This is a genomic window from Acidobacteriota bacterium (genome assembly GCA_039683095.1).
Taxonomy (GTDB): domain Bacteria; phylum Acidobacteriota; class Aminicenantia; order Aminicenantales; family Saccharicenantaceae; genus RBG-16-66-30.
Map to the genome: position 1 here is coordinate 104,685 of JBDKSB010000013.1, position 12,417 is coordinate 117,101.

Consider the following 12,417-nt stretch of genomic DNA (forward strand, 5'->3'; position numbering starts at 1 on the left):
GACGGGCCCGGAAAGTCCGCTAATTTTCCGGGGATTCCTCTCTCCGGCCTGGCTCAGGGCATGGACCCTGATCGCCGAAGGGCGAGTAGGAGAAGGTCACCGTCTTTTTCAGGCGGATCTTCGGCAGTGTCTCGTCGAGGGCCCGGTCGATCGCTGCCCGGTCGGCGGCCTTGAGGATGAACTGGACGCGGGAGACGTCCCGGATGCGGGCCACCGGGGCGAAGGCCGGCCCCAGGACCTCGAGCCCCGGGGCGTTCTTCTGAAGGAGCGCCCGAAGCTCGCGCGACCTCGCCCCCAGGGAGCGGACATCGCGCCCCTGCAGGACGACCTCGGCCAGGCTGGCGAACGGCGGGTAGCCAAGGACCCGGCGGAACTCGATCTCCCGGTCGTAGAAGGCCGCGTAGTCGCCGGCCGCCGCCGCCGCGATCGCGAAATGCACGGGCCCGGCCGTCTGGACGACGGCCTCCGCGTCTTCGGCGTCGCGGACGAATTCGAGCATCGCCGAGACGGCCTCGAAGGTCTTCTGCGACGCCCGGTAGTCGGAGAAGCCCAGGAGGTATTCGGGCCGGAGGACGCCGACCAGGCCGGCCTTGGGCACGCCGGGCTGGTGGACAAGGAGCTGGGTCCCGACGAGGAGCGGGACCTTGCCCCTGGCGAACTCGGCCAGGAGGCGCTCCCGGTCCTCCGGCTTCGAGGCCGTGTCGGCGTCGAAGCGGGCGACCGGGACCTTGGGAAACAGCCGGGCCAGCTCTTCCTCGACGGCCTGCGTTCCCGCGCCCCGGCGGACGGCCAGCTCGCCGCCGCACCGGGCGCAGGCCCGGCGCGCGTCCACGGCGTGATCGCAATAATGGCAGATCAGGCGGTCGTCGGCCTTGTGGTAGACCAGGGCGACGTCGCAGCGGGGGCAGCGCGGGACCGAGCCGCATTTCCGGCAGACGATCTGGGCGGCGTAGCCCCGGCGGTTGAGGAAAAGGATGGCCGGCTCCCCCTTCTCCAGGCGCGCCCGGAGCCGGCGCTCGAGCTCGCGGGAGACGATCGGGGCGTCGCCGGCGTGCTCGACCACGGTCGCCGCGGGCCGCCGCGGCTCCCGCCCCACGTCGATCAGGATGCCGCGCCGCCGGGCCTCGGCCATGGCCTCGACCGTCGGCCGGGACGACCCGAGAACGGCCACTGCGCCTTCGGACCCGGCCCGCAGCACGGCGCCGCGGCGGGCGTCGTAGGCCGGGCTCTCGGCCTGGGCATATGATTCCTCCTGCTCGCCGTCGACGGCGACCAGCCGCAGGGGCCCGGTCTCGACGAAGAGCGCCGAGCGCGTGCCGGACGCCAGGGCCGCCCGCCCGCTCCGGAGCGTCCGCCAGGCCTCTTCACGCTGCCGGCCGGTCATCCGGCCGTGGAAGACGACGGCCTGTCGCCCGTAATCGGCCTTGAAGCCGGAGACGAGCGACTCCGAGGGGGCCACCTCGGGCTGGAGAAAGAGCACGCGCCCGCCCGCCCCGACGGCGCGCCGCACCAGGGCCTGGAAAGCCGCCCGGCGCGGTCCGTCCGAGCCGAAGAGGTACCAGGCGCCGGCCCGGCCGTCGACGATCGCCCGCTCGACCGGTGCCAATGCGCCGGCCTCGCGGAGCGACTCGGGGAAGGCCAGCCCCAGTTGAACCGCGCCGGCGGCGCTTTCCCCCGCCTGGACGGGCCGCGGGGCCGCTCCGGCCTTGTGCTCGACCGCGACGAGCCCGGTCCTCTCCATCCGCGAAACGAGGCCGGAGACGTCGCCGCCATCGAGCTTCCGCCGCAGGGCCAGCGGGCTCAGGCCCTTGGGCGCGACCGCCAGGGCCCGGGCCAGGACCCGGGCCTTCGGGCCCAGACCGCCCTTCTCGAGCGCGTCCCGCCCGGCCTCGGTCAGGGCGACGACGACCCGCGTCTTGACGGCGAGCGAAGGCGGCAGGGCCGTCTGGAGGATCTCGCCCCACGAGGAGCGGAACTCGGCGCTCAGGCGGCCGGTGAACTCGAGGAAGCGCTCGTCCCTGAAGGGCCGGTCGTCGAGGACCTGGAGAAGCTCCTTGACCTTGACCCCCTCCGCCGGCGGCTCAGGCGTGACCGCGACGATGAAGCCGTTCTGCCGGCGGGCCCCGAGCGGCGCGACCACCCGCGCCCCGGGCCGGGCCGCGGCCCGGAAGGCCTCCGGGACGGCGTAGAGAAAGGACTGCTCGAGGGGCAGCGGAAAGACGACCCGGGCGAAGACCGTCATTTTCTGCCGAGCAGGGCCATGACCTTCTGCATGTCCTCCCAGACCATCCGCCGGAGCTCGCGGTTGTTCTCGTTCCGGACGAGGTAGGACGGGTGGAACGTCGGCATGACCGGGATGCCGCGGTATTCCCCGAAGCGGCCGCGCCGGGCCGTCATGCCCTCGCGGCCGGGCGCGAAGAAGTCCGTCGGGGTCTTGCCCAGGGTGACGATGGCCTTCGGCCGGATGAGCTCGATCTGGCGGACGAGATAGGGCGAGCAGGCCTCGATCTCGTCGCCGTGGGGGACGCGGTTCTCCGGCGGCCGGCACTTGACCATGTTGGCGATGTAGACCTCGTCCTCGCGGAAGGTCATGGCGGCGATGATCCGGCGCAGCAGCTGCCCGGCCCTTCCGACGAACGGCCGGCCCTGGAGGTCTTCGTCGCGGCCTGGACCCTCGCCAATGAACATAAGCTCGGCCGAGGGATTGCCCTCGCCGGGCACGGCCTTCGTCCGGAACCGGTGGAGGGCGCAGCGCGTGCAGGCCCGGACCTGCCGCTCGATCTCCTCGAGGGCCGCCCGCTCGGCGTCCGTCTGCGGCGGCCGGCCGGCCAGGGAGGCCGGGGAAGGCGCGGGAGCGGCGGCGGCGGCCGGAGCCGGCTGGAGCCCCGTCCCGCGGCGGGCCGAAGGAGCCGCCGGCGCGGCCGGCCGGGACGACGCCCGGGCCGCGGTCCCGGCCGGGGGCCGGTACGTCCCGCGGCGCGGCTCCTCACCGGGCCGGCGCAGCACGAACCCGGCCCCGGCCTCGGCCAGGAAGTCGACGTGGGCCTTGAGGTCCTCGCGGATCTCAGCGGCGCTTTTTTTTGTCAAGGAGAGCCTCGATGCGGTCGAAGATGATGCGCCCGATCTCGCGCTTGCTGAGCAGGCCGGTCGCCTGAACCTGGCCGGACGGGGCGATGATCAGGGCCTCGTTCGCGTCGGTCCCGAACCCCCGGCCGCCGCCGACGGCGTTGGCCACCATGAGGTCGGCTTTCTTCGCCGCCATCTTCCGCCGGGCGTGTTCGGCGACGTCGTGGGTCTCGGCGGCGAACCCGACCAGGACCTGGCCGGGCTTCCTCGACCGGCCGAGCCGGGCCAGGATGTCGGGGGTCCGTTCGACCGCCAGGGACAGGCCGATCTCCTCCTTGGCCGCCTTGCGCCGGCGCGCGTCCTTGAACCGGAAATCGGAGACCGCGGCGGCCATGACGACGATGTCGGCCTTCGGGAAGGCCTTCAGGCAGGCTCTCTCCATCTCGGCTGCGGTCTCGACGGCCACCGTCCGCGCGCCGGCCGGCGGGACCAGCCCCGTCGGGCCGGAGACGAGGACCGTCCTGGCGCCGCGGGCGACCGCCTCGCGGGCCAGCTCGTAGCCCATCTTGCCCGACGACGGGTTGGAGAGGAAGCGGACCGGGTCGAGGTGCTCGCGCGTCGGCCCGGCCGTGACCAGGACGGTCCGGCCGGCCAGGCTCTTCGTCCTGGCCAGGATCCGCAAGCCTTCCTGGACGATCGTCCCGGGCTCGGCCAGCCGGCCCCAGCCGGCGTCGCCGCAGGCGAGATAGCCCTTCTCCGCCTCGACGAACTCGGCGCCGAGGGCCTTGAGGCGGCAGATGTTGGCCTGGGTCGCCCGGTCGAGGTACATGGCCTCGTTCATGGCCGGGGCGACGAGCACCGGCGCCGTCGTGGCCAGGAACAGGGTCGACAGGAAATCGTCGGCCACGCCGCCGGCGAACTTGCCGATGACGTTGGCCGTGGCCGGGGCGACGCACAGGAGGGCGATCTCCCTGGCCAGGGCCACGTGCCGGATCGACCTCGCTTCCGGCTCCTCGAACGTGTCGACGATGGTCTTCGTGCCGGCCAGCGAGCTGAAGAGCAGGGGCGAGATGAGCCGGGCCGCGTTCGGGGTCATGACCACCTGGACCGCGATCCCCGCCTTCTGGAAGCCGCGGACGACCTCGCAGGCCTTGTAGAGGCCGATCGACGACGACACGCCCAGGGCGATCTTGGTCTTTCTCCCGGTCATGGCCGCCCCTTGGCGAAGCTGCGCAGGATGGGCCTCAGCCGCCCGGACATGGCCTCGGGGCGGTGCCGCGCGGCGCCGATGATGGTCTTGAGGTCGGCCACGGCCCGGGCGAGATCGTCGTTGACCACGACGTAGTCGAACTCGGCGTAGGCCCGGACCTCGGCCCGGGCGTTCCGCAGCCGGCGCTCGACCGCCTCGCGGCTGTCCTCGCCGCGGGCCATGAGGCGGCGGCGGAGCTCCGACGCGACGGGCGGCATGATGAAGACGAGGACGGCCCCCTCGACCCGGGCCCGGACCTGCCGGGCGCCCTGGACGTCGATGTCGAGGATGATGTCGCCGCGGCGGCCCTTCGTCTCGACCTCGGCCCGGGCCGTCCCGTAGAGATTGCCGTGGACCCGGGCGTGTTCGAGGAAGCGCTTCTCCCGGACCATGCGCTCGAAGACGAGCTCGGAGACGAAGTGGTAGTCCAGGCCGTCCTTTTCCGAGGGCCGGCGCGGCCGGGTCGTGTGCGAGACGGAGAACTCCAAACCGCCGAGGGCCCGGCGGACCCGCTTGATGAGGGTCGATTTGCCGCAGCCGGACGGCCCGGTGATGACGAAGACCATGGCGTCGACTCCCCTATTCGATGTTCTGGACGTGCTGGCGGATGCTCTCGAGCTCGTTCTTGATGGCCAGGCTCTCGCGGGTGATGCGGATGTCCTGGGACTTGGAGGCCAGCGTGTTGGCCTCGCGGTTGAGCTCCTGGGCCAGGAAATCGAGCTGGCGCCCGACCGGCTCGCCGACCCTGGGCGAGAGGAAGGACTCGAACGAGTCGAGGTGGGTCTTGAGCCGGCCGATCTCCTCGGCCAGGTCGTAGCGCTGGGCCAGGATCGAGGCCTCCTCGGCCAGCTTGCCTTCAGAGACCTGGGCGCCGCCGTTGAGACCGGCCAGCCGCTTCTCGATCCGGGCCTTGAGGCGGGCAGGCTGGCGCCTGAACTGGGCCTCGGCCCGGGCGACGGAGCGCCTGACGGCGGCGATGTGGGTCCGGAGGAGCCGGGCCGTCTCCCGGCCCTCGCGGCGACGCAGGGCCAGGACGTCGTCGAGCGTCCGGACGAACGAGCGCTCGAGGAAGGCCGCGTCCCGGGCGCTGAGGGCCCGGCGGCCGACATCGATGAGCTGGGGCACGCGGAAGAGGCTGTCGAGCGAGATCTCGAGCCGCAGCCCGGTCCGCCGGCTGACCCGGTCGAGGGAGCGCAGGATCTTCTCGAGCAGGCCCTCGTTCAGGGAGAAGTCCCAGCCCGCGGCGCCGAGCGGCGTCAGGTCGATGAAGACCTCGACCCGGCCGCGCCGGATCTTCTTCTCGCAGAGGGCCCTGAGGCGGCCTTCGGCCTCGCCCAGAGGAGCGCCCTTGTAGGACCAGTCGAAGAAGCGATGGTTCAGGGTCTTGACGCCGATCTTCAGCCGCATCGACGGCGACACGAAGCTCTTTTCGGCGAATCCGGTCATGCCCAGGATCATGATGCGTTCTCTCCTCGCTCGTCCCGCGCCCGCCGCCCGTCCCCGCTCACTCGCCCCCGAAGAGGGCCCGGGCGATGCCGTAGGCGTTCAGGCTCGAGCCGACGGTCAGGTTGTCGGCGATGGCCCAGAACCAGAAGCCCCGAGGCAGGACCGGATCCTTCTTGATCGGCCCCAGGTGGATGCGCTCCTTGCCGGCGACGGCCGCGGGCGAGACGGCCGCTTCGCCGCCCGCCGGAACGTGAAGCACGGGGTCCTGCCGGAGCGCGGCCTCGACCTCGCCGATCGAGGCGTCGCGGCCGATCTCGGCGTGGACCATGATCGAATAGGTGTGGAAGACCGGGGCCAGGACGATGGACAGGGCGAGCGGGACCGGCTCCGGCCCGAGCACCCGGCCGACCTCGGCCGTGACCCGGCTCTCGAGGGCGGAGAAGCCGTTCTTGTCGGGCTTGGAGGTGCGGGCCAGAAGGTTGAAGGCGACCTGGTCGGGGAAGACCCTTTTCGACATGGCCGAGCTCCCGAGCATGGCATAGCTCTGCTCGGCCAGCTCCTGGATGCCTTCTTCGGCGTAAGCCGAGACGGGCTCGAGGACGAAGGCGATGGCCTGCTCGATGCCGAAGCCGGCCCGGAGGGACGCGAGCAGGTGCGAGAGGACGATCGTCGCCGGGTGCGGATTGGCGACGAGGGAGGTCTTGGCCCGCCGCAGGACCGCCTCGTTGATGCCGGCCACGACGAGCGGCACGGCGGGGTCGGCGTTGAAGGTCTCCGCCAGGTCCACGGCCAGGTATTCCTTTTCGCCGGCCATCTGACCGCAGCGGCGGTTGGTCTTCTCGTCGGCGGCCAGGAAGACCAGGTCCAGGCCATCGAGCGCGGCCGGCGTCAGGGCGTGGACGACCTTGGCCTCGCCGCGGAACTGGCCGAGCTTGCTGTACTCCTCCTCGACCTCGGGATCGAAGAGCTCGAGCGAGGCCAGGGGGAACTTCCGGACCGTCAGGACCTCGAGGATCTCCTTGCCTCTCAGCGTATCGGAGCCGACGAGCCCCAGGCGGGGTTTGCGGGATTTGGGCGGGGTCATCGAGGTCCTTATCGGGTCTGGAGGTATTCGGCCATCAGCTGGTACATCCGGTCCTTCAGGGCGAGCTTCTTCTTTTTGATCTCCCGCTCCCGGTCGGCGTCGGCCGGCGAGGGATGGGACTTGCCGCGGAGCGCCTCGAGGGCCTTGTCGCAGGCCTGGTGGTCGTCGTGGGCCCGGCGAAATTCCGCGTTCTCCCTGAGGAGAAGCTCTTTGAGCGCCTGTTCATCCATACGTTCGTTCCCTCCGCGGCCAGAATATCATATCGACCGGGTCGTTTCAATTTGGGGCGGGAACGGCTTTCGGGGACTTCCCCCGCAGGGATCCGTTCCTCCCGGGGTCGGCGGGCAGGCGCCGGAAGTATGGGCCCACTCCGGGGAAGCCAGTATCGCATGTTCTCCCCGGTTTCCGGGCCGAGAGTCCGGCGCTTGGGGCATCCGGCTCGGAATATTGACTTTATCGGGTGGAATATTTATACTTGTCCCGCCGTCGGGCGCTCGTTCGGCGGTCCAAATGGCTAGGTAGCTCAGTTGGTAGAGCGAAGGACTGAAAATCCTTGCGTCGGCGGTTCAATTCCGTCCCTAGCCATTTTTTCTTTTCTATCCCGGTGATCGTCCCCATCCGCCGTTTCCCGCCGGCGAGGACGATGCCGCCGGCCCGGCTCCCCGGAGACTCCTTTTGAGGGTTTTTTTCCGGTCCCGGTAATTTTCGCCCTCCAAAACGCTCTTTTATATACCATGGCCGATTTCTGCGCTTGCCGGAAGGAAGGAGGCAACGTGGGAATGACAGGAGCGTTGCCGGCCGGAGGGCTCCGGCCTGACCGCCGGCGGCCGGGAGGCGAGCTGATGGAAGAAGGAGAAAAGGACTTGGACAAGGCATCCGGCGTCATCCTCGTGCGGCCCGGCGGCATCGAAACACGATTTCCGACCTTTGAGGAAGCCACCGCCGCCGGCGAAGAGTTCCTGCTCGCGCACCCGTCGGAGTGCAGCGTCGCGCTCTACGAGCTCGACGAGGTCGGCCGGGAGGCCCGGACCAGGAAGATCTTCCATTGGCGGGACGATTTCTTCCATTACCTTGACGCCGCGGGCGGGGGGCGCGTCGTCGCGAAAGTCTTCAGGCGACCCTGCCGCCGGCCGACGGAGGCCGGGGAAAGCGGGCCGGGTCTCAGGACGGCGGACTGACAGGCTGGTCCGGGAGGCAGGAATGACGCGCTTTCACTCTCCCTTCGACGGGAAAAGGTTCATCGGGGACAACAGGTTGAAGATCTTCCACGATTCGGTCTATGAGGCCCCGCTGATGATCTCGGGCGGCTGCGGGATCGATCGCATCCCCGCGGAGGAGGTCCGGCTCTTCTCCCCGGACACGGCCGGGGAGGCGAAGCGCCGGGGATTCGTCCCCTGCCCGCATTGCCGGCACGGCGAGGAGCACGCCCACGAATGAGGCGGGCGGGCCCGGGCCGGCGGCCGCGGTCTAGAACTTATAGCTGACCGAGACCGACGGGACGACGATGTGCATCCCGTACCTGATATCGTAGGTCTCGGAATCCTGGACGCGCTCCCGGCCCGCATAGTACTCCAGCCCGAAATCCAGCTGCAGGCCGCCGCTGAGGGTCTTGCCCAGGCCGAGGCACACCGTGTTATAGGTGAAGTTCGGCAGGAAGACGTTGAGGGTCGAGGCCGGCCCCGGCGCGGGGTCGTGGTAGCAGCCGGCCCGCAGGGCCGTGGTCGCGTTCAGCTTGAATTCCGCCCCGATCCGGAGCTGGGTCCTGTCGGCCCAGTCGAAGGCCCGGACGTCGTTGCCGTTCGCCGTCATGATGGCCGCCCAGGCCGGATCCAAATAGTCCGTGGCGATGTGGTCGAGCTTCGACCACTGGGTCCATTGGACGTCGGCGCTCAGGACGAGCCGCGGGACGGGCCGGAAGGCGACGCCGCCGGCGATCCAGAGCGGCCAGGTCATCTTGCGCTCGAGCCGCGAGGCGCCGGGCAGGCCGTACATCGGGAGATAGGACATCAGGGCCGAGCCCTTGTAGGTCATGGTCGACGGCGTCCGCACCGTCAGGCCGAGGCTGAGCCGGTCGCTGGGCCGGGCCAGGACGCCGAAGGTCGCCCCGACCGCCCAGCCGTTCATGTTCTCCTCGTACTGGCCGAGGTCGACGGTCCCCTCGCCCAGGTCGGCCGACCCGGCCGGCATCTTGAGGCTGAAATTCCCATACTGGATGTTGACCGTGGCCCCGACGGAGATCCGGTCGCCGAGCTTCACGGCCACGAGCGGGGAGAGGGAGAAAACCCAGATCTTGCTCGACCAGTCGTACGTCGTCCCGCCGGCCAGGTCCGCGAAGTCGGCGCCGTTCCATTTCGTCCCCATGCCGGAGGGCGTGCCGAAGCCCAGGCCGACGACGACCTTGCGGCCGACCGGCCTGTAGTAGGCCCCCAGGAAGCCCAGGTAATTGGCCTTCCTGGTCCTGGCGTCAACGGCCGGCGGAGGATACTCCGGGATGTAGACAAATCCCGGCTTGATCGAGAGGCCGTAGCTCGTCTTCGGCATGAGGTCGGTCGCAAAAAAGCCGTAGGTCGTCTGCCTGAACCAGGCCGCGCCGGCGGGGTTCCAGAACACGGCGCTGAAATCGTCGGCGACGCCCACGAACGCGCCGCCCATGGCCTGGGCCCGCGAGCCGAGGCTGTTCAGGTTGAGGCCGTTCGCCGGCGCGATCGAGGGCAGAACGGCAAGGGCCGCCAGGGCCGCTATCAGGATCTTCTTGGTCATGATCTGTGTCTCCGTTGCGCGAAGGTGCGGCCTATTATATTACGAACCGGGCGAAAGGGGCACGCGGCGGCGGTGCCGGCCGCCTATTTCTTGCCGAAGGCGAACTGGCCCGCCTTGTCCACGCCGATCACGGCCGTGTCCCCTTCCCCGTAATCGCCGGCCAGGATCCTCATGGCCAGCGGGTTCTGGACGTCCCGCTGGATGGTCCGCTTGAGGGGGCGGGCCCCGTAGACCGGGTCGAAGCCCCGGTCCGCCAGCAGAGCCTTGGCCTCCCTGGTCACTTCCAGGCCGATCTTGCGGTCGGCCAGCCGTTTCGCCAGGAGGTCCAGCTGGAGCCCGACGATCTTCAGGATGGCGCTCTTCGGCAGCGGCCTGAAGATGATGACCTCGTCGACGCGGTTGAGGAACTCCGGCTTGAAGTGGGTCTCGAGGACCTTGCGGACCTCTTTCTCCATGGCTTCGTAATCCCGGCTGAGGTCCTTTATGGCCTGGCTGCCGAGGTTCGAGGTCATGATGATCAGGGTGTTCTTGAAGTCGACCGTCCGGCCCTGGCCGTCCGTCAGGCGGCCGTCCTCGAGGATCTGGAGCAGGATGTTGAAGACATCGGGATGGGCCTTCTCGATCTCGTCGAGCAGGATGATCGCATAGGGCCGGCGCTTGATCGCCTCGGTCAGCTGGCCGCCCTCCTCGTAGCCGACGTAGCCGGGCGGGGCGCCTATCAGCCGGCTGACCGTGTGCTTCTCCATGTACTCGGACATGTCCAGCCGGACCATGGCCTTCTCGTCGTCGAACAGGAACTCGGCCAGGGCCCGGGCCAGCTCGGTCTTGCCGACGCCGGTCGGGCCGAGGAAGATGAAGGAGCCGATGGGCCGGCCAGGCTCCTGGATGCCGGCCCGGGACCGGCGCACCGTGGCCGCGACCGCCTGGATGGCCGCGTCCTGGCCGATGACGCGCTTCCCCAGGATCTCCTCCATGCGGATGAGCCGGTCGACCTCGCCCTCGAGCATCTTGGCCACCGGGATGCCCGTCCACTTGGAGACGACCTGGGCGATGTCCTCCTCGTCGACCTCCTCCTTGAGCATCCGGCCCTTGGCCTGGAGAGCGGCCAGGTCGGCCGCGGCCTTGTCCATCTGCTTCTGGACCTCGATGATCTTGCCGTAGCGGATCTCGGCCGCCTTCTCCAGGTCGCCCCGGCGCTCGGCGCCCTGGGCCTCGATCTTGAGCGCGTCCAGCCGCTCCTTGAGCTTGCCAGAGGCCTCGATGGTCTCCTTCTCCTTCTGCCAGCGGGCCCGCAGGGCCGAGGCCTTCTCCCCGAGGTTGGCCAGCTCCTCCTCGATCCTCTCCAGCCGCTCCTGCGAGGCCGGGTCCTTCTCCTTGCGCAGGGCCTGGCGCTCGATCTGGAGCTGGAGGATCCGCCGGTCGAGCTCGTCGAGCTCCTCGGGCAGGCTGTCGATCTGGATGCGGATGCGCGAGGCGGCCTCGTCGACGAGATCGATGGCCTTGTCCGGCAGGAACCGGCTGGTGATGTAGCGCGACGACAGCGTCGCCGCGGCGACCAGGGCCGAGTCCTTGATCCTGACGCCGTGATGGGCCTCGTACTTCTCCTTGAGGCCGCGCAGGATCGAGATCGTCTCCTCGACGGACGGCTCTCCGACGTAGACCTGCTGGAAGCGCCGCTCCAGGGCGGCGTCCTTCTCGATGTGCTTCTTGTACTCGTTGAGGGTGGTCGCGCCGATGCAGCGGAGCTCGCCGCGGGCCAGGGCCGGCTTGAGCATGTTGGAGGCGTCCATGGCCCCCTCGGCCGCGCCGGCGCCCATGATCGTGTGCAGCTCGTCGATGAAGAGGACCACTTGGCCGCCCGAGTCGGCGATCTCCTTGAGCACGGCCTTGAGCCGGTCCTCGAATTCGCCGCGGAACTTTGTCCCGGCGATGAGCGAGCCCATGTCGAGGGCCAGCAGGCGCTTGTTCCTGAGGGACTGGGGCACGTCGCCGTTGGCGATGCGCTGGGCCAGGCCCTCGACGACCGCCGTCTTGCCGACGCCCGCCTCGCCGATGAGCACGGGGTTGTTCTTGGTCCGCCGCGACAGGACCTGGATGACCCGCCGGATCTCGTCCTCGCGGCCGATGACCGGGTCGAGCTTGCCCTGGCGGGCCAGGGCGGTCAGGTCGCGGGTGTACTTCTCCAGGACCTGGTACTTGCCCTCGGGCTCCTGGTCGGTCACCCGCTGGGAGCCGCGGACGGCGGCCAGGGCCTTGAGGACGGAGTCCTCGCCGACGCCGTTGGCGCGGAGGATGCGGGAGGCCTCGCTCCGCTCGTCCTTGAGCAGGGCCAGGAAAAGATGCTCGGTCGAGATGTATTCGTCCTTGAGCTCTTCGGCGACCTTGCGGGCCTCATCGAGGAGCCGGCGCAGGTCCGGCGAGAGGGCGGCCTCCGCGGCGCCGCCGCCGACCTTGGGCAGCCGCTCCAGCGCGGACTCGACGTCGGCCTTGATCTTCGCGGCCGGCGCGCCGATCTTGGCCAGGATGGCGTTGACGATGTTCTCGTCCTGGGCCAGGAAGGCGGCCAGCAGATGCTCGGGCCGGATCTCCTGGTGGCCCATCTCCTCGGCCCGGGCCTGGGCCTTCTGGATGGCTTCCTGGGACATGACCGTGAACTGATCCCATCTCATCGGGGGCTCCTCCTGCGGCGACGATCTTTTCTATTAAAGGCCCCCGTCGCGGCCCTGTCAAGGCGGCGCGGGGCGCCTCGCCGCGGCCCGGCTCGCCCCCCTTGACAAGCGCCGGAAAATACATATTTATTGTCGTAGAGGCG

At 69.7% G+C, this 12,417-nt stretch carries 11 protein-coding genes and 1 tRNA gene; 3 read left to right on the forward strand and 9 right to left on the reverse strand.

All coding sequences use genetic code 11. From position 1 onward, the window contains the following. Nucleotides 1–19 precede the first annotated feature (19 nt). The 7 genes from priA to ABFD52_13915 are packed head-to-tail and all read right to left on the reverse strand — an operon-like array spanning nt 20 to nt 7,075. The gene (gene priA / locus ABFD52_13885; protein ID MEN6561856.1) at nt 20–2,242 is read right to left on the reverse strand and encodes a primosomal protein N'; all 2,223 of its coding nucleotides are present in this window, start codon (nt 2,240–2,242) and stop codon (nt 20–22) included. Next, nucleotides 2,239–3,087 carry a uracil-DNA glycosylase gene (locus ABFD52_13890; protein ID MEN6561857.1) on the reverse strand — a complete coding sequence of 283 codons (849 nt, stop codon included), beginning with the start codon at nt 3,085–3,087 and terminating at the stop codon, nt 2,239–2,241. Before ABFD52_13890 ends, priA begins: the two co-directional genes overlap by 4 nt. Then, the gene (gene coaBC / locus ABFD52_13895) at nt 3,065–4,276 is read right to left on the reverse strand and encodes a bifunctional phosphopantothenoylcysteine decarboxylase/phosphopantothenate--cysteine ligase CoaBC (GenBank protein ID MEN6561858.1); all 1,212 of its coding nucleotides are present in this window, start codon (nt 4,274–4,276) and stop codon (nt 3,065–3,067) included. The genes ABFD52_13890 and coaBC overlap by 23 nt, the downstream gene beginning before the upstream one ends. Continuing rightward, the gene (gene gmk / locus ABFD52_13900; protein ID MEN6561859.1) at nt 4,273–4,881 is read right to left on the reverse strand and encodes a guanylate kinase; all 609 of its coding nucleotides are present in this window, start codon (nt 4,879–4,881) and stop codon (nt 4,273–4,275) included. The genes coaBC and gmk overlap by 4 nt, the downstream gene beginning before the upstream one ends. Nucleotides 4,882–4,894: 13 nt before the next feature. Further along, a complete protein-coding gene (locus tag ABFD52_13905) occupies nt 4,895–5,773 on the reverse strand; it encodes a YicC/YloC family endoribonuclease (protein MEN6561860.1) in 879 nt (292 codons plus the stop codon). Nucleotides 5,774–5,819: 46 nt separating this feature from the next. Further along, the gene (locus ABFD52_13910) at nt 5,820–6,845 is read right to left on the reverse strand and encodes an Asd/ArgC dimerization domain-containing protein (protein MEN6561861.1); all 1,026 of its coding nucleotides are present in this window, start codon (nt 6,843–6,845) and stop codon (nt 5,820–5,822) included. A gap of 8 nt (nt 6,846–6,853) precedes the next feature. After that, nucleotides 6,854–7,075 (reverse strand): YdcH family protein, encoded by a 222-nt coding sequence (locus tag ABFD52_13915; GenBank protein ID MEN6561862.1) that lies wholly within the window; start codon nt 7,073–7,075, stop codon nt 6,854–6,856. 282 nt (nt 7,076–7,357) lie between these two features. Here ABFD52_13915 and ABFD52_13920 point away from each other — a divergent pair. From ABFD52_13920 to ABFD52_13930, 3 genes are all read left to right on the forward strand, one after another. After that, nucleotides 7,358–7,430 (forward strand) — tRNA-Phe (locus ABFD52_13920). Nucleotides 7,431–7,708: 278 nt separating this feature from the next. Beyond that, nucleotides 7,709–8,023 carry a hypothetical protein gene (locus ABFD52_13925; GenBank protein MEN6561863.1) on the forward strand — a complete coding sequence of 105 codons (315 nt, stop codon included), beginning with the start codon at nt 7,709–7,711 and terminating at the stop codon, nt 8,021–8,023. A 22-nt stretch (nt 8,024–8,045) separates the two neighbouring features. Next, on the forward strand, nt 8,046–8,282 hold the full coding sequence (locus ABFD52_13930; protein MEN6561864.1) for a hypothetical protein: 237 nt from the start codon (nt 8,046–8,048) through the stop codon (nt 8,280–8,282). Between the two features lie 30 nt (nt 8,283–8,312). Here ABFD52_13930 and ABFD52_13935 read toward each other — a convergent pair whose 3' ends face one another. Further along, the gene (locus ABFD52_13935; protein ID MEN6561865.1) at nt 8,313–9,605 is read right to left on the reverse strand and encodes an outer membrane protein transport protein; all 1,293 of its coding nucleotides are present in this window, start codon (nt 9,603–9,605) and stop codon (nt 8,313–8,315) included. 83 nt (nt 9,606–9,688) lie between these two features. Next, entirely contained in the window at nt 9,689–12,274 is a 2,586-nt protein-coding gene (clpB, locus tag ABFD52_13940) for an ATP-dependent chaperone ClpB (protein ID MEN6561866.1), read from the reverse strand. Nucleotides 12,275–12,417: the final 143 nt, after the last annotated feature.